At 68.9% G+C, this 17,217-nt stretch carries 13 protein-coding genes; all 13 read right to left on the bottom strand.

Annotation, left to right across the window (positions count from 1 at the left end; translation table 11 throughout):
• Positions 1 to 177: 177 nt before the first annotated feature.
• The 13 genes from EFAMC1_RS02635 to metG all read right to left on the bottom strand — a co-directional run bounded on the left by EFAMC1_RS02635 (position 178) and on the right by metG (position 17,135).
• Entirely contained in the window at positions 178 to 960 is a 783-nt protein-coding gene (locus EFAMC1_RS02635) for a tyrosine-protein phosphatase (RefSeq protein WP_154052786.1), read from the bottom strand.
• 163 nt (positions 961 to 1,123) lie between these two features.
• The gene (locus EFAMC1_RS02630; protein ID WP_261981726.1) at positions 1,124 to 2,299 is read right to left on the bottom strand and encodes an MFS transporter; all 1,176 of its coding nucleotides are present in this window, start codon (positions 2,297 to 2,299) and stop codon (positions 1,124 to 1,126) included.
• Complete coding sequence (gene ligA / locus EFAMC1_RS02625) at positions 2,292 to 4,526, bottom strand: NAD-dependent DNA ligase LigA (protein ID WP_154052785.1); 2,235 nt, start codon at positions 4,524 to 4,526, stop codon at positions 2,292 to 2,294. Before ligA ends, EFAMC1_RS02630 begins: the two co-directional genes overlap by 8 nt.
• Positions 4,527 to 4,676: 150 nt before the next feature.
• Positions 4,677 to 6,329, bottom strand: coding sequence for a S1C family serine protease (locus EFAMC1_RS02620; protein ID WP_154052784.1), 1,653 nt, complete (start codon positions 6,327 to 6,329; stop codon positions 4,677 to 4,679).
• A 274-nt stretch (positions 6,330 to 6,603) separates the two neighbouring features.
• Positions 6,604 to 7,278 (bottom strand): DNA-binding response regulator, encoded by a 675-nt coding sequence (locus EFAMC1_RS02615; protein WP_154052783.1) that lies wholly within the window; start codon positions 7,276 to 7,278, stop codon positions 6,604 to 6,606.
• Positions 7,279 to 7,590: 312 nt separating this feature from the next.
• A complete protein-coding gene (locus EFAMC1_RS02610) occupies positions 7,591 to 8,409 on the bottom strand; it encodes an amino acid ABC transporter ATP-binding protein (protein WP_154052782.1) in 819 nt (272 codons plus the stop codon).
• Positions 8,410 to 8,422: 13 nt separating this feature from the next.
• A complete protein-coding gene (locus EFAMC1_RS02605; protein ID WP_154052781.1) occupies positions 8,423 to 9,775 on the bottom strand; it encodes an ABC transporter permease subunit in 1,353 nt (450 codons plus the stop codon).
• Positions 9,776 to 9,955: 180 nt separating this feature from the next.
• Positions 9,956 to 10,795: an ABC transporter substrate-binding protein gene (locus EFAMC1_RS02600; protein WP_154052780.1), complete on the bottom strand. Its 840-nt coding sequence runs from the start codon at positions 10,793 to 10,795 to the stop codon at positions 9,956 to 9,958.
• Positions 10,796 to 11,035: 240 nt separating this feature from the next.
• On the bottom strand, positions 11,036 to 11,803 hold the full coding sequence (locus EFAMC1_RS02595) for a ComF family protein (RefSeq protein ID WP_261981725.1): 768 nt from the start codon (positions 11,801 to 11,803) through the stop codon (positions 11,036 to 11,038).
• A 54-nt stretch (positions 11,804 to 11,857) separates the two neighbouring features.
• Positions 11,858 to 12,949 carry a D-alanine--D-alanine ligase family protein gene (locus EFAMC1_RS02590; RefSeq protein WP_154052779.1) on the bottom strand — a complete coding sequence of 364 codons (1,092 nt, stop codon included), beginning with the start codon at positions 12,947 to 12,949 and terminating at the stop codon, positions 11,858 to 11,860.
• A gap of 174 nt (positions 12,950 to 13,123) precedes the next feature.
• On the bottom strand, positions 13,124 to 14,260 hold the full coding sequence (locus EFAMC1_RS02585; RefSeq protein ID WP_261981724.1) for a TatD family hydrolase: 1,137 nt from the start codon (positions 14,258 to 14,260) through the stop codon (positions 13,124 to 13,126).
• Positions 14,261 to 14,262: 2 nt separating this feature from the next.
• Entirely contained in the window at positions 14,263 to 15,192 is a 930-nt protein-coding gene (gene rsmA, locus EFAMC1_RS02580; RefSeq protein WP_154052778.1) for a 16S rRNA (adenine(1518)-N(6)/adenine(1519)-N(6))-dimethyltransferase RsmA, read from the bottom strand.
• A gap of 338 nt (positions 15,193 to 15,530) precedes the next feature.
• Positions 15,531 to 17,135 (bottom strand): methionine--tRNA ligase, encoded by a 1,605-nt coding sequence (gene metG / locus EFAMC1_RS02575; RefSeq protein ID WP_154052777.1) that lies wholly within the window; start codon positions 17,133 to 17,135, stop codon positions 15,531 to 15,533.
• Positions 17,136 to 17,217: the final 82 nt, after the last annotated feature.

The raw sequence follows: 17,217 nt of genomic DNA, 5'->3' as shown, positions 1-17,217 counted from the left end.
ATATTCAAATCCGCCTAAACCGCACGCCCAGCTAGCAAGGCAAGGCTGCACCCACACAAATCCGAAAGAACTGCACACCGGGCTTCTCCGGTGTGCAGTTCTTTCGTCCAGTACGCCAGTTCAAGGGGCGAAAACCGACACCAATCCAGGCGCGCCGCCAATCGCGAGCGGGCGGGTCTACGCCTCGAGATAGCGTTCCCGCAGCTCGTTGAGGTCGGAGTCCTTGAACCCGAGCGCACCCTTGATGTAGCCGGCGATGCTGCCGTACTCGCGGTCGACGGCGCCGACGGCCGCACGGATAAAGCGGATGTTGGCGTCGGTGCGCTCGCTTGATGGCTCGTCGGTGTAGATGTTGGTGGCCAGGTAGTCGTCCTCGATGACCGACATCGGCACGCCCAAGATGTATTCCACGAGCATGCTGGCCATGCCGCAGCGGTCGCGCCCCACGTGGCAATGCCACAGCACCGAGCCGCGCGTCGTGTCGAGCACGGTCTTCAGGAACTTGCGGTACGCCTTGATGCCTGGGTCGGACAGCAGGAGGTCGGGGTAGACGGCCTCCATGAACGCAGGCGGGTCGTCGGTGGACGCGCGCTCGAGTTCGAGGAGGCGCGCCTTGGAGGCCTCGTCCTGCGAGATGCCCTCGATGCCGCCACGCATCACGTCGGCGTGCACGTAGCGCACGAGCGGCAGGCGGCGCATCGGGTCCGGCTTCTCGGCAAGCTCATCGTCGCCGCGCAGGTCGACCACCGCATGCAGGTGGTACTCCTTGCGCAGCCGCTTGAGGTCCCCGTCGCGGGCAAAGAAGAGCGTCCCCGAGCGCAGGAGCCTGCCCGAGCGCACGTGCCGCCCGTCGGCAGTCTCGAGTCCGCCGAGGTCACGGGTGTTGGGAAGGCCGGCAAAGTCGATATGGCCGTGGTTCGTCCGCAGCTCGGTGGAGTCCGTTCCGTGCCCGTAGCTCATGCGTCGCTCCCGTCTCTCATGTCTTATGGGAAAACGATAGCGCAAACGGGCGAGGCGGCGGGTCCGCGCGGGGAAGTTTACCAAACGAAACACCAAGCCACAGATGGCAGGGCACGGCAAAAAGAGTGGAACGGCTGCAACACAGACGGCCCGAACCCGTCCCCTACCCCCGGCGGCGGTCGACCCGCAGCGTCAGCGCCACGAGCGCGCAGGCCACAAGCGAGAATACGGCGCCCACGTAGCCGCTCACGCCCATGCCCGGCCCCGACACCACGACGCCGCCCACGGCCGTACCAAACGCGATACCCACGTTGAACGCCATCGGCTCGATAGAGCTCGCCAGGGTGAGCGCCTTGGGATGGCGCTCGGTTGCGATGCGCATGAACATCGAGATGATGGGCACCGACAACAGGTACATCGAGAGGCCCACGGCCATGATGAGCACGAGCGCCCACGGCATGGCCGGCCCCACCAGCGAGAGCGCTGCCAGGAGCAGCGCCTGTACAGGAAACGTCACGAGCTCGGCCCGCATGCCGAAGCGCGCGTCAAGCCAACCCGCGATGAGGTTGGACGCGAGCGTCATGGCGCCGTAGCCCATGAGCGTGGCGCTCGCCGCGGCCGTGTCCATGCCTAGGACCTGCTCGAGGTAGGGTGTGATGTAACCGTAGAACGTGTATACCGACCCCACGCCGAACACGAAGATGACCATGCCGCAGAGGATCGCCGGCTCGCAGAGCAGCACCGCCTGCTCGCGCACGGTGGCAGGCGCGTCGGTGGCGCCCTCGCGCGGCAGCATGGCCACGAGCAGCAGGCACGTCACCACGGCAAGCACGAGCGTGGCCACCATGGCCGCGTGCCAGTCGAGCGCGTCGGCGACGATCTTGGCCAGCGAGGTCGAGATGACCATGGCCACCGAGAAGGCCGCGTACACCACGCTGATTGCGAGCGACACACGCCGGGGGCCGACGAGCTCGGGCAGGTAGGTGACGCCCACGGCAAGAAGCGCCCCCGAGACGCTGCCGATGATGACGCGCGAGACGAGCAGCACGTCGAACGCCGTGGCCACGGCCGCCACGAGGTTGCCCGCGCAGAACAGCGCGGAGTAGCCAACGAGCAGCTGGTAGCGCCTGAATCGCCCCGTCGAGAGCGCCAGCACCGGCGTCGCCACCGCATACGTGAGCGCAAACGAGCTGATGAGCTGCCCCACCCGCGCGAGGCTCACGTCGAACGCGGCCGCAAGCTCGGGCTCGATGCCGATGACCACGAACTCCGAGCACCCAAGCGAGAAGGCGAGCAGGACGAGAAGCCCCACGCAGAGCAGCTTCCGGTTCCTACTCACTGGGCACCTCGCCCGTGGCCAGGATGTGGTCGAGCGCGGCTTCGTCGAACACGGGCACGCCCAGGCTCTCGGCCTTGGTGAGCTTGGAGCCGGCCGCAGCACCCGCCACCACGTAGCTCGTCTTCTTCGACACGCTGCCGCTCACCTTGGCGCCCAGGGCCTGGAGCGCCGCCTTCGCCTCATCGCGCGTGTGGCGCTCGAGCGTGCCCGTGAGCACGAAGGTGAGGCCGGTAAGCGTCTGCGGGCGCTCCTCGGCCGGCCGCTCCTCCTCGAGCGAGACGCGCGCCTCGCGCAGCCGCTCGAGCACGGCCACGTTCTCCGGCACGGCCAAGAACTCGCGGACGCTCCGGGCAATCTTGGGACCCACGCCGTCCACCGCGGCGATGCGCTCCTCGTCGGCAGCCTGCAGGCGGTCGAGCGAGCCGAACTCCGCCGCGAGCGAGCGGGCCACCTGCTCGCCCACGTGTCGGATGCCCAGGCCAAAGAGCACGCGCGCCAGCCCGCGGCCGCGGCTCTCCTCCACCTGCGCCATGACCTTGGCTGCAATGACCTTGCCCACGAGGATGTCATCGCCGGCCACGCTCACGCGACCGGTGGGGCACGCCGCCAGCGCGCGCTCGTCGAGCCCGTCGTAGAAGTCGGCCACGTCGGAGACGAGCCCGGCTGCCACGAGACTGCCGATGAGCTCGTCGCCCAGCCCGTCGATGTCCATGGCCTTGCGGCTCACCCAGTGGCAGAGGCGCTCGTGGGCCTGCGCCGGGCAGTCGATCGAGACACAGCGCCAGGCAACCTCGCCCTCCTCGCGCACGACGGGGCTACCGCAGCTGGGGCAGGTGCGCGGCATGCGGAACTCGGGGGCGTCGGCCGGACGAAGCTCCAGCACGGGACCCACGACCTCGGGAATCACGTCGCCAGCCTTGTGCACCACGATCGTGTCGCCCACGCGCACGTTCTTGCGGCGCACCTCGTCCTCGTTGTGCAGCGTGGCACGCGCGATGGTGGACCCCGCCACCACCACCGGGTCGAACTCGGCCACCGGCGTGAGCACGCCCGTGCGGCCCACCTGGATGCGGATGTCGCGCAGGACGGTGCGCTTCTCCTCGGGCGGGAACTTGAACGCGATGGCCCAGCGCGGCGCGCGCGCCGTGAAGCCCAGGGCCTCCTGGCTCGCGAAGTTGTCGGCCTTCACCACCACGCCGTCGATGTCGTAGTCGAGGCCGTCGCGGTTGGCGAGGGCGTCGGCGCAGTACTGGTGCACCTCGGCGGCCGTCTTGCAGCGGCGCCAGTTGGGGTTCACGCTAAAGCCGCAGCTCTTGAGCCACTCGAGGAAGCCGTGCTGCGTAGTCACGTGGAGCGGGTCCTCGTCGGCCACGGCGTAGATGAAGGTCTCGAGGTCGCGGCGCGCCGTGATCTTGGGGTCCTTCTGGCGAAGGCTGCCCGCGGCGGCGTTGCGCGGGTTGGCGAAGGGCTCGCGGCCCTCGGAGTCGGCCTGCTCGTTCAGGCGCTCGAAGCTGTGCTTGGGCATATAGACCTCGCCGCGGATCTCGAGCGAGTGCCCAAAGCCGCCGCCATCCACGCGACGCAGGCCCTCGGGCTTGAGGTGCATCGGCACGTCGCGGATGGTGCGCACGTTGGCGCTGACGTCCTCGCCCGTGGTGCCGTCGCCGCGCGTGGCCGCGCGCACGAAGGCGCCGTCGCGGTACGTGAGCGCCACGCCGAGGCCATCGATCTTGAGCTCGCACGTGTAGGCGACGGGGTTGGCCTCGCTCGCGCCCAGGGCCTCGTCGGTGCGGGCAAGCCACTCGTCGAGCTCGTCGAGGTTCATCGCGTCGTCGATCGAGTACATGCGCGCCGCGTGCGTCACCGGGGCGAACTGGCGCGAGACGAAGCCGCCCACGCGCTGGGTGTAGGAGTCGGGCGTCACGAGCTCGGGATGCAGTTCCTCGATGGCCTGGAGCTCGCGGAGCATCCGGTCGAACTGGGCGTCCGTTATCTCGGGGTCGTCGAGGGCGTAGTAGCGGTAGGCGTGGTAGTCGAGCAGGTGGCGAAGCTCGGCCGCGCGGGCCGCCGGGTCCTTGGCGTGCGTGTCGGCCGGGTGGGCGGGGACAGCGGGGCCCTGGTCGTCCGGCGCCGATGCGCCCGCCTGGCCCTCAGCCGGGCCGGCGACGGGGTCGGCGCCTCCCTCGGGCATGGCATCAAACAGGCTTGGCGTCGAATCGTCTGACATGGGGTTCCCTTCGCTTCGTCCGCACGCAAATGGCCGGCGGACCCAGTTGTCCGCCGGCCATTATCTCACGCCTTGCTGACCTTCGATTCGTCTCCGCGCCCCGCGGTGGCTGCCTTGTCCGAGCCGCCACCGGACGTGCGGGCCACGTCGCTACGCGGCCGCCTCCGCGGAGGTCGAGGCAGAGCCCGTGGAGGAGTCGTCATAGGAGCTTCCGCCCAGCGAGCCGCCGCGTCCGGTTGATCCGCCGCCGGAGTCCGACCCGGAGCCGTTGCCATAGCCGTACTGTTTGAGGTGTCGCTCGAGGAGCGACCCCTGCGAGCTGGACTGGTCGTCCTGCTGCGACTGCAGCGCCTCGTCGGAGCCTAGGGTGACGCTCACGGTCATCTCCTGCGAGCCGCGCATGAGCTTGACCTGCACGGTGTCGCCCACGTTGTGCGAGCGCACCGCCAGCACCACGCCGTCGGAGCTCGTGATCTCCTGGTCATCAATGGCCGTGATGATGTCGCCCTGCTTGATGCCGGCCTGGTCGGCGGGGCTGCCGCTCGTGACCTCGGCCACGTAGGCGCCCTGGTTGACCGACAGGTTGTTGCGGCGCGCGTTCTGCGCCGTCACGGTCTGGAACGATCCGCCCAGGTAGGCGTGCTTCACGGTCTGGCCGCTGATGATCGTCTTGGCCACCTCGACCGCATAGTTGCCGGGGATGGCGAAGCCCACGCCCGAGCTCGAGCCACTCGCGCTCTCGATGATCGAGTTGATGCCCACGAGCTGTCCCCGCTCGTTCACGAGGGCACCGCCGGAGTTACCGGGGTTGATGGCCGCGTCGGTCTGGATGAGGTTGGTGTAGATGGTGTTGCCCGACGAGCCCTGCAGCATCGTGGAGCGATAGAGCGAGCTCACGATGCCCGTGGAGACGGACTGCTCGAGGCCGAAGGGGCTACCGATGCTCATCACCCAGTCGCCCACCTGAAGGCTGCTGGAGTCGCCCACCTCGATGGGGGTCAGCTTGTTGGAACCCGGGTCGATCTTGATGACGGCAAGGTCGCTCGACTCGTCGGTGCCCACGACCGTGGCGTCGTAGCTGTTGCCGTCAGCCGAGACCGAGATGGTCTGCGCGCCCTCGACCACGTGGTAGTTGGTGAGGATGTTGCCGTCGGCGTCGAGGGTGACGCCCGAGCCCACGCCCTCGCCGTCGCCCGTGGTCACGTTGATGGAGACCACCGACGGCAGGGCCTTTGCGGCCACGGCGCTGGCGAGCTTCGTGGAGTCGTCGGACGGGTTGATGGTGATGGGCTGGCTGGAGCCGCCGCTCGTGGTGATGGTGGTGTTGTTGCCGATGACGCCCGCGAAGTGCAGGGCCGCCACGAGCGCGCCCGCGCCCACCACGCCACCGAGGAGGCCGAGCAGGGCCGCCTTGACGGCGGGGTGCCTGCGCTTGGGCCTCTCGGGCTCGGGGGCGCCGGCACCGGGGCCAGGGACGCCGGGGGCCTGGGGCGGCACCGGCGGCACGAAGGCCTGACGCTGCGTGGCGCCGAGCGGCTGCTGGGTCGCGGCATGGGCTGCCCGCGGAGCGTCCTGAACCGTGGCGCCCGGCTGCGCGGGGGCGCCCGGCTGCGCGGCGTTGGGACGGGCGGCGTCGCCCGCCGCGCGGGCCTGGGCCCTCGCCTGCGCCGCCGCATACCAGCTGTTGTCCTTCGCGGCAGCCGGCTGTGCGGCCGTGGGCTGCCGGGCGTCAGGCTGCACCGGGGCCTGCTGGCTGGGAATGCCGCCCGGAAACGGCGGCCTCTGATCGTTGTTGTCGGACATACCCGCTCCTTATCACATGGCGCTCTCAACGCCCTTTTTGGCCACAGACGCGAGGTCGCCGCCAGCCACCAGATGCCGAGTCGGGCGGCCGGCGGGCGCCGTCGCGTTGTTGAGACATGTTGTACCCCGGAAACCTGAAAGCTCCCACGGAGACACCACGCGCCACCTGCGCAGAACAAGGCTTGCGGCATCCTGAAACAGAGAGGCCGCTGCCCGCTCGCGGCAAGGAGCCGCAGGCTGGCAGTAGTCAGAAAACGCAGGCGCTAACGAGCCGCTACAGCTTGAAGAGGTACCCCACGCCACGAACCGTGCAGATGTGCGAGGCCACTTGCGGCCCCACCTTGGAGCGTACGCGACGGATGTGGACGTCGACCGTGCGCGTGCCGCCGCAGTACTCGAAGCCCCACACACGGTGCAGCAGCGTCTCGCGCGAGTAGGCGCGCGACGGATGCGTGGCGAGGAAGCTCAGCAGCGAGTACTCCATGAGCGTGAGGTCGACCGGTTTGTCATCGATGTAGATCTGGTACGTGGCCAGGTTGATGGTCATGTTGTCGATGACCACGATGTCCGAGGGGGCGTTCTCCTCGCCAGGCCAGAGGAGCTGCGTCATGCGCACCTCGAACTCGTCCTGCTTGGCGCTGGAGAGGATGAAGTCGTTGCATCCCTGCACGGGCATGTGGAGGCCGGACAGCTTGTCCTCGTCCACCACGAGCAGCTGCGGGATGCAGCCGTTGTCCGCAGCATAACCGCTCGCGCGCAAGACGAGGTCGTCGGTAACCCCGGCAAGGTCGAGCGTGATCAGGTCAAAGTCGTTACCGCTGGAAACGGCCTGGTCAAAGGTATCGGGAGTAGCCAGCAGCACGGAGACGTCGAGGGCATGCGACAGCTCGCGCATGCGGTCATGCAGCCTCGTGGTGCGCGATATGAGCAAGACCTTCTTATGGTGCATACCCTGCCCCTTGTCCTCGATACGCGCTCCATCCCGCCTCAAGACAGGGCGTGATAGCAGTCAATAAAGAATACCACGAACCGTCAACATCCATCGGTAAACGGTTACAACCAGCAACAATCAAGAAAGAAGCCCGGCGCCCACTGTGGTCTCGCCGATGGGGCGGGCCGGCAACGTCAGCGTCCGGGGCCTTCCCCTTCGCTCGCCCGCGAGTTCTTTGCCAAGCAAAGCGAGGCAAAGCTGTCTGAGCGGAGAGCGAAGGGGAAGGCACCGGACGGCAACCATCACGAAGCCCGCCCCATCGGCGACGGCCTACACGCCCTTGATGTTGCCGAGGAACTCCGCCGTCCTCTCGCTCCTCGGATGGTCAAACACCTGCTCGGGCGTGCCCTCCTCCACGATGACGCCGCCGTCCATGAAGACCACGCGGTCAGCCACCTCGCGCGCAAAGCCCATCTCGTGCGTCACCACGATCATGGTCATGCCCTCGCGGGCGAGGTCGCGCATGACGCCCAGGACGTCGCGCACGAGCTCGGGGTCGAGGGCGCTCGTAGCCTCGTCGAAGAGCATCACGTGCGGGTTCATGGCAAGGGCTCGCGCGATGGCCACGCGCTGCTGCTGGCCACCGGAGAGCTGGGAGGGCATGTAGTCAACGCGCTCGGCCAGGCCCACCTTGTCAAGCTCGGCCAACGCGACCTTCTCGGCCTCCTCCTTGGAGCGCTTGAGCACCTTCTGCTGGGCGATCATGACGTTCTTTCTCACCGAGAGGTGCGGGAAGAGGTTGAACTGCTGGAACACCATGCCCAGCTTGGTGCGCACGGCGTTGATGTCGGTGCCCTTGGCCGTGATGTCGGTGCCCTCCACGAGGATGTGGCCGCTCGTGGGGGTCTCGAGCAGGTTGACGCAGCGAAGCATCGTGGACTTGCCCGAGCCCGACGGCCCCAGCACCACGACCACCTCGCCCTTGTGCACGTCGAGGTTGATGCCGCGTAGCACCACCGTCTCGTCGTCGTAGGTCTTGTGGAGGTCGCGGATGCTCACCATGACCTCGCGCGAGTCCTTGGGCGCGCCCGAGGACGCGGCGGGCTCGGCTGCGGCCTGGGCGGCCTCGATCGTCTTGTCGTCTGCCATGTCTCGCTCCTCCCTAGGCAAGGTGGTCGCCGTCGATGACGGGCATCTGGCCCGCGCTCTTCCTGGGCTTCCCGCGCTTGCGCGAGCCGGTGTCCTTGCCCAGGAGCCTGGCCTCGAGCTTGCCGACCACGCGGGCGAGCGGCAGCGTCACCACGAGGTAGAAGAGCGCCGCCACGATGTAGGGCGTGATGGAGCCCGTGCTGGCCACTATGGTCTTGGCGTACATGACGACCTCCATGACGCCCACGGCGGCAAGCAGCGAGGTGTCCTTGTAGAGCAGGATGAACTCACTCGTCATGGTGGGCAGGACGTTGCGCAGCGTCTGCGGGATGATGACGTAGAGCATCGTCTGCGCAGCGGTCATGCCCAGCGAGCGCGCGGCCTCGTCCTGGCCCTTGGGGATGGACTGGATGCCCGCACGGAAGATCTCGCAGAGGTAGGCCGCCGAGTTGAGCGCCATCACGGCCACGCCGAGCGGGTAGCTGGGAATCTGCACGCCCGCGAGCGGCAGGCCGAAGAAGGCGATGTAGATCTGGAGGAACGCCGGCGTGCCTCGCACGATGTTCACGTAGAAGCTCGAGACGGCGCGCAGGACGCGGCTCTTGGAGATGCGCATGAGCGCAAGCACGAAGCCGAACGGGATGGCGAGCGGAAACGCCACGAGCACGATGGCGAGCGCCATGATGAAGCCCTGGAAGACGCTCGGGAAGCTCGACACGAGGATGGGCGGGTTCAGGAACAGGCGCAGGAACGTGTTGGAGTTCCACCGCTTGACCCATTCCTGGCCCTCGAGGTAGGTGGCCAGCTGCTCGGTGGGCGTCACGCCCTTGACCGCGATGGTGGGCACGTCGGTGAGCTCGCCGCCCTGGGCGAGCGAGCCTGCCTCGCCCGTCGCGTAGGAGACCTTGACCTGCATGTCGCCGCCCATGGCCGGGAAGTCAACCCCGTAGAGCTCGAGGCGCACGTACGAGCCGGCCGGCAGGGGGTCTGAGAAGGCGTAGGTGACGCTCTGTCCGTCGCTCGAGATCTGGAACTTGGGCGTGTCGCGCTTCATGAGGTCGTTGCCCGGCTTGGAGGGGTCGCTGTCAGAGAGCAGCGTGACCTTGGCGTCGTTTGTGGTGTAGGCGGTGCCGTCGGGCAGCGTGAGCGTGACTGCCGTGAGCTGCTCGTCGTCCGAGGCCTGACCCTCCCACGTGATGCGTGTGTCGGTGGCGCCCAGTACGTCCGAGCCCGAGTCGGAGTTGGGCTTGGCCGTGAGCTTTGCCGTGCTCAGCGCCTGCGCCGGCGCGGGTGCCGCCAGCACGAGCGCGCAGGCGGCCGCGAGGGCGAGGAGGAGCCGGGCGGGTTGCAGGTAGCGATGATTCATGAAGCGTCCGATCGACGACGGGTTGCGCGGTCCCAGCCGGCGGGCTCGGGAGAGCCCTCCCATCTGGGCCGAATCATTGTCGCATGCGAGCCGGACAAGAAATCGTCCGAAACGCCAAAGGCCCCTCCCCCGCCACGGGCCGCAGAGCGGACGGGCGCGAGAGGGGCCAGGGAGGCAAGGCTAGCCGAGATACTTCTTGACGAGCGCGTCGAGCGTGCCGTCGTCCTGAAGCTGCTTGATGGCGTCGTTGACGGCGGAGAGCAGGGCGTCGTTGTCCTTGGAGACGGCGCAGGCGTACTCCTCGCCCGTGGCGATCTCCTTCACGACCTGGGCGTCGGTGTAGGCGTCGGCGACCATCTGCTTGCCCACGGCCTTGTTGGTGACGACGGCCTGGGCCTGGCCGGCCTGCATCGCGGCGAAGCAGTCGGTGGCGTTGCCGTAGGGCTGGGTCGTGGCGTTGGGGAAGTTCTCCTTGGCGTAGGACTCGCCCGTGGTGCCGGACTGCACGGCGATGGTGACGCCGGCAGCGTTGAGGGCGCTCTGGTCGTCGGCCGTGACGGAGGTGTTGTCCTTCATGACGACGATGCACTGGTCGTCGATGTAGTACGAGTCGGAGAAGTTGACCTGCTTCTCCCGGTCGGGCTCGACGGTGATGCCCGAGATGCCCAGGTCGACCTGGCCACCGGCGGCGACGGCGGGAACGATGGCGTCGAACTGCAGGTTCTTGTACTCGACCTCGAGGCCCAGCTTGTCGGCCAGGTCCTTGGCGAGGTCGATGTCGAGGCCCACGTAGTTGCCGTTCTCCATGTTATCGAACGGCGGGAAGTCCGGCGAGACGCCGATGGTAAGCTTGCCGGCGCTGACGAGGCCGAGATCGCCCGTCTCGGCGGCGGTGCTCGCGGCGGCAGAGGTGGCGGCCTTGTTGCCACCAGCGCTGGAACCACAGCCCGCCAGGGCGATCATGCCGGCGAATGCCCCAAAGGCGCCCACGAACTCGCGCCTGCTCATGTTCTTGCTCATGCGTTCCTCCCTCGTCTACCCCGGGCATGTGCGATGCATCCCGAGGCCCCTTCTCCTTGCATCGGTTTTACATTGTATGCATGTATAGATATTTTTCGTACAGGATTCTTAACTATTTCCGTATATTTCTGGCCCCAGGGCCGCAGTCTGGGGAATAAACGGCCCCTCTCGCACGCATCTGTCGCCGCAGAGATGGGGCCTGTTCCGGGCAGATGGCAACTGCCCGGGACGGGCGTCGTCTCACCAGGTGCGGGCGAGGGCACAGGCGGTGACGGACTCGGCACCACGGTCGAGAAGGGCCTGGGCGCAGGCGCGCATCGAGGCGCCAGTGGTCACCACGTCGTCCACGAGCAACAGCGCGCAGCCCGAGACGTCGCCCACCACCTCGACGGCAGACCCCACGTTCTCGAGACGCCGCTCGCGACCGAGCCTGCGCTGGTCGAGGCCGTGTGGGCGGGCCACCACGTCGGCAAGCGGCAGCCCCAGGATGGGCGCGAGCGAGCGCGTGACGGCTTCCATGTGGTCGAAGCCGCGCCGGCGAAAGGCCGCCTGCGTGGCCGGCACGAAGCACACGGCGTCGAGCTCGTCTGCGCAGAAGCGCGCGGCCCCGTCCGCCGCCGGCCAGGCCGACGCCTCGTCGAGCGCGCAGGCGATGGCCGCCGCGATGACGGGCGCCAACCGGCGCTCGCCCGCATCCTTGTGCGCGAGCGCGAGGCGGCGCGCGGGCCCCTCGAGCGGCAGGGCGCACACGCAGGCGCGCGTCTCCCAGGCAGAGCCGCGGGCAGCGTCGCACTCCGTGCAGGTCATCCAGCCAAAGGGGGCACCACAGGTGGGGCAGGCCCAGCGCTGCGAGACCCAGGGGAGCTTCCGGCGGCACCGCTCGCACAGAAGCTCGCCCGGCTCGTCGCAGACGACGCAGCGCGTGGGCCAGGCAAGCTCGAGCAGGGCGTCTCGGGCGCGCTCGAGAAGCGAGGGCACCGGGACGAGAGGCGCCTGCGGCTCACCCAAGCCGCCCTCCCCCACGCGCGTGCGCCCCAGGCCCGCGCCCCCGGGGTCCGTCACCTAGCGGTCCGGACCCGCGACGGCCGCCATGATGAGCTGGTCGAGCACGCCGGCGAGGTCGCGGCCGGCAGCCCTCATCATCTCGGGGAAGCGCGAGTAGCGCGTGAGGCCGGGGATGGTGTTGACCTCGTTCAGGATGACCTCGCCCGCGGGCGTCACGAACAGGTCAACGCGCGCGAATCCCGAGCAGTAGAGCGCGCGGTACACGGCAAAGCCCGTCTCGCGCACGCGCTCCATCACGTCGGCCGGGATCTGCGCCGGGCAGCGCAGCGACGAGTTCATGGTCGACGCGTCGGCGCCGGCCGTCTGGTCCTGGTGGATGTGGAAGAAGCCGCCGTCGGAGACGACCGTCTCGTCCACGACGCCCATCTCGAGCTCGCCGGACGGGTCGCCGATGATGGCGCAGCCCACCTCGGTGCCCACGATGGCCTCCTCCACCGAGACCTTGGGGTCGAGCGCGAAGGCCACCTCGAGGGCGTGGCCCATCTCGCTCACGTCGCCCACCTTCGAGACGCCGTAGGAGGAGCCGCCGCGGGCGGGCTTCACGAACACGGGATAGCCGCCGCAGGCCCGCACCGCCGCGTCGACCGAGGTCTCGTCGCAGCCGCGGTAGAGCACCGCGCATTTGGGGACGCGGATGCCCGAGGCGCCCGCAAGGCGGTGCGACGCGTCCTTGTCCATGCAAAGGGCGCTCGAGAGCACGCCGCAGCCTACGTACGGCAGGCGCGCGGCCTCGAGAAGCGCCTGCGTGACGCCGTCCTCGCCGCCCTGGCCGTGCAGCACCGGCAGCACCACGTCGGCGGGGATGCGCCTGAGCGTGCCGTCGGCGAGGTGCTCGAACAGGCCGCCCTCCTCGCCGGGAACCAGCACCACGGGCAGCACGTCGTGGGTCGCCCAGGCGTCGCCCTCGCACACGTCGGCCTCGTCTCCGGTGTAGTGCAGCCACGCGCCGTCGCGCGTGATGCCGACGAGCTCGAGCTCGTAGTCGAGCCCGTCAAGCTCGGAAAGGACGTTGGTGGCGGAGCGCAGCGAGATGTCGTGCTCGGAGGAGGTGCCGCCAAACAGCACGGCGACGCGGAGGTTCTGGCTCATAGATGCTCCAATCTGGAAGCGCGGGAGCCAGACGGCCACATCCGGGGCCCGCGCGCACAAGCGTGACGTCCATCCTACCAGCCACGCGCGCGAGCGCAGGCGTGGATGCCGCGAGCGGCGGGTCGCGGGGAGGCGGCGGGCGTGCCGGCAGGCAAAGCAAGCCGCTCTCCGCCGTTACAGCCCGAACAGCTCCAGCGCGTTTCTCCAGAGCGCCTCATAGGTGGTCTGGCGCGGCACGCCGAGGGCCTCCTCGCGGACGTCGGCCACGCAGGCGGCCGAGAGCGCCACCATCGCCGGCTCTCCCTCCTCGCCGCGCAGGGGCACGGGCGCCATGTAGGGGCAGTCCGTCTCGGAGACGGCGAGGTTGTCGGGGCAGGCGGCGGCCGCCTCGCGGATGGCGTCGCTTCGCTTGAACGTGACCGCGCCGCCAAAGGCGATGTGGCATCCCAACTCGGCAAACGGCAGCATCGTGGGAGCGTCTCCGGTGTAGCAGTGCAGGTCGCAGCCGCGCGGCGGCACGCCCGCCTCGCGCAGGAGCGCAAGGGCGTCGGCGTGGGCCTCGCAGGCCTCGTCGCCGCGGTCGTCCCGGATGTGGAGCTCGACCGGCAGGTCGTGCTCGCACGCGATGGCCAGCTGCTCGCGAAAGCACGCGAGCTGGACGTCGTGGGGCACGTCGCAGGTGTAGTCGAGGCCGATCTCGCCCACGCCCACGCAGCGCGGCGACACGAGCAGCTCCTCCATGCGCGCACGGCAGCCGGCATCGAACTCCGCGGCGCCGTAGGGGTGCACGCCAGCAACGAGGCGCAGGTCAAGCGGGAAGTCCGGCGTGGGCGCAGCACAGCCGAGAGCCCCGGGAAGCAGGGAGTGGCCCGGAAACTCGGGCGGCACGAGGCCCGCCTGGGCGTAGGCGCCCATGAGCGCGCGGGTGCGGCGCTCGGCGTCGTCGACGAAGGCGAGCAGCTCGGCGGCCGTGCGCGCGGGCTGCGGCGGCTCGTCGTCCCTGTCGGGGTCGGCGCCCGCGCCGGGCACGCAGTCGGTGAGCGCGTCGAGTGGCACTACGAGCAGGCGCACGCCCGCAAGCGCCGCACGCGCGACGGCCACGGCCGGGTCGTGCCCCCAGAACGCCGTGAGGTGACCATGCGTGTCCGCCAGCGGCGCCAGCGGCTGCGGCCACTCGAGCGCCTTCCCCTTGCGGTTGTGGAACAGCTTGCCATCCGCAAGCGACAAGTCCGCAACCTGGGAGGCGTTGGCCGTCTCCTGCGTCCTCCTCGGCGATGAGGCGTCAGCGGGTGCCATCTCGTAAGCGACCATCGTCATGCCTCCAGCGCGGCGGCGAGGCAGATGAAGGCTGATGGGGCAAGGGTCTCGGCGCGGGCGGTGGGGACGATGCCCGTGGCTGCGAACGCCTCGTCGAGGGCGACCTTATCGAAGCCACTCGTGCCCATGGAGTTGCGGATGGTCTTGCGCCTCTGGGCGAAGGCGGCCTCGATCACGTGGGCCGTCGCGTCCAGCTCGCCTGCGGAGAGGGGCCAGCCGGCCTCGTCCGTCGCCTGGCGGCGCTCGATGCGCACCACGGCGGAGTTCACGTGCGGCGCGGGCATAAAGCACGTGGGCGGCACCTCGAAGCGGCCTGTGACCTCGCCATATAAGGCGAGCTTAGCCGTGTAGGCGCCATAGGACTTGCAACCGGGGTTGGCGCAGATGCGGTCGGCCACCTCGGCCTGGACCATGACGACGGCCGCGTCGAGCGAGGGTCGCTCGGACAGGTACTTGAGGATGATGGTGGCCGCCACGTTGTAGGGCAGGTTGGCCACGAGGATGTTGGGGTCGGGGGGGGGCGCGTCGAGTCGCTCGACGATCGACTCGCCCTGCTCGGCGGCCTTCTCGCCCCGTTCGCCCGCGTGGCACACGTCGTCCCAGCTCACGCGCAGCGCGTCGCCCATCACGTAGGAGAAGCTGGGAAACTCGTGCGCTAGGTCGGCGAGTACCGGCTCGAGCTCGCGGTCGGCCTCGATGGAGGTGACCGAGCCCGCGAGCGGCAGCATGCCCAGCGTCAGCGTACCGATGCCCGGACCCACCTCGACCACGCGGCTCTCGGGCGAGAGCCGCGCCAGGTCGAGGATCTTGGCGATCACGTTGTCGTCCACCAGGAAGTTCTGACCCAGCCGATGCTTGGTCGCGAGGCCAAAGCGCTCGAGCATCTGGCGCGTGGCCGTGGGGTTCGCGAGCGGGGATGCGGTCATGCAGGTCCTTTCACGGGAACGGCGGAGGGGTCGCGCGGCGGAACAACGGCGGGCCGCGCAGGGGGCGGGCCGCGCGGGGGGGGCGACGGAGAGCTACGCGGGGACGGCGGAGGGCCTCGAAGCGTCGGGGCTCGCAGCACATGCGTGATTTCGTGTCAGCTGCCCTGGCGCTCCGCACAGCTGACACGCACAGGAGCATTTGCTGGCCTCTGATGCGCCAAATGCTCCCACACGTGTCAGCTGTCCGGAGACGCCTCGCAGCTAACACGCACAGGAGCATTTGCTCGCCGGCACCGAGACCCGTGCCGACTACGCGGGCATGTCGCCCGGCAAGGAGGCTACTTGGTCTCGAGACGCGGGAACAGCGGGTCGCCCTTGGTCACGGGCACGTCGCCCACGAGGCCGCCCCAGGCGCACACGCCGGCCAAGTCGTCGCTCGCGACCTCGGCCTCGCAGGAGATGCGGCGTAGGGCCTCGGCGCTCGTCTCGGGCATGAAGGGCATGAGCAGGTGCGCCACGATGCGGATCGACTCGATGAGGTCGCAAATCACGGCCGCGAGCTCGCCGGCCTTGGCCGGGTCCTTGGCAAGCGCCCAAGGCTCGGTGTCCTCGATGTAGTGGTTGGCGGCGTGCACGAGTTCCATGACCTCGACCGCGGCCTCGTGATAGGCAAACTCGCCCATCTTGGCGGCGTAGCGGTCCACGAGCCCCGTGGCCACCGCACGCAGCGGGTTCTCGCGCTCGGCCCAGCCGGCGGGCACCGCGGGCACCTTGCCGTCGAAGTACTTGGCGCTCATGTTGAGCGTGCGGCTCACGAGGTTGCCCCAGCTGTTGGCGAGGTCGGTGTTGTAGACCTGCTCCATGCGGCCGAAGCTGATGGCGCCGTCGGTGCCGGGCGTGACGTCGCTCATGAAGTAGTAGCGGTAGCCCTCGACGCCCAGCATGTCCATGACCTCGCGCGGCGCGATGGCGTTGCCGCGGCTCTTGGACATCTTCTCGCCCTGGCCGGTCTCCTCGTTCTTGACCATGAGGAAGCCGTGGGCAAAGACGCGCTCGGTCACGGGCAGGCCGGCGGCCATGAGCATGGCGGGCCAGATGACGCAGTGGAAGCGGATGATGTCCTTGCCCACGATGTGCACCTGGGCGGGCCAACGCTTGGCGAACTCGGCAGCGGCCTCCTCGCCGGGCTGGCCGTAGCCCACCGCGGTGAGGTAGTTGATCAGCGCGTCGAACCACACGTAGGTGACGTGCTTCTCGTCGAAGGGCAGCGGGATGCCCCAGTCAAAGCTCGTGCGCGAGATGGAGAGGTCCTTGAGGCCACCCTCGACGAAGGAGACGACCTCGTTGCGACGGATCTCGGGCTCGACGAACTCGGGATGCTCGCGATAAAGCTTGAGCAGCGGCTCGGTGAACTCGGAGAGCTTGAAGAACCAGCTCTCCTCCTGCACGCGCTCGAGGGGACGCCCGCAGTCGGGGCAGAGGTGCTGGCCCTCGGTGTGGCGCTCCTCGTCGGCGTGGCGCACCTGCGTCTCGGTGAAGTAGGTCTCCTCGGGAACGCAGTACCAGCCGTCGTAGCTGCCCTTATAGATGTAGCCGCGGTCCTTCAGGACCTCCCAGAGGTGCTGGACGGCACGGGTCTGGCGCTCCTGCGTGGTACGGATGAAGTCGTCGTTGGAGATCTCGAGCTCGCCCCAGAGGTCCTTGAAGGCCGGTACCAGCGAGTCGCACCAGGCCTGCGGCGTCATGTCGTGGGCGGCGGCGGACTGGGCGACCTTCTCGCCGTGCTCGTCGAGGCCGGTGAGGAACTTGACGTCGTCGCCCATCGCGCGGCGGAAGCGCGCCTGGACGTCGGCCAGGATCGTGGAGTAGGCCGTGCCGAGGTGCGGGGCGGCGTTCACGTAGTAGATGGGCGTGGTGATGAAGAACGAGGGCTTGTCTGCCATGTGCGGAACCTCTTCTGGGACGGTGCGGGGACGCCCGGCATGCGGCCGGCGGCATCCCGCGCAGGCGAATGAGCCGGCGAAA

This window comes from Olsenella uli (genome assembly GCF_901212675.1).
GTDB classification, from domain to species: domain Bacteria; phylum Actinomycetota; class Coriobacteriia; order Coriobacteriales; family Atopobiaceae; genus Parolsenella; species Parolsenella uli_B.
This window is presented reverse-complemented; position numbering and strand designations above follow the sequence as displayed.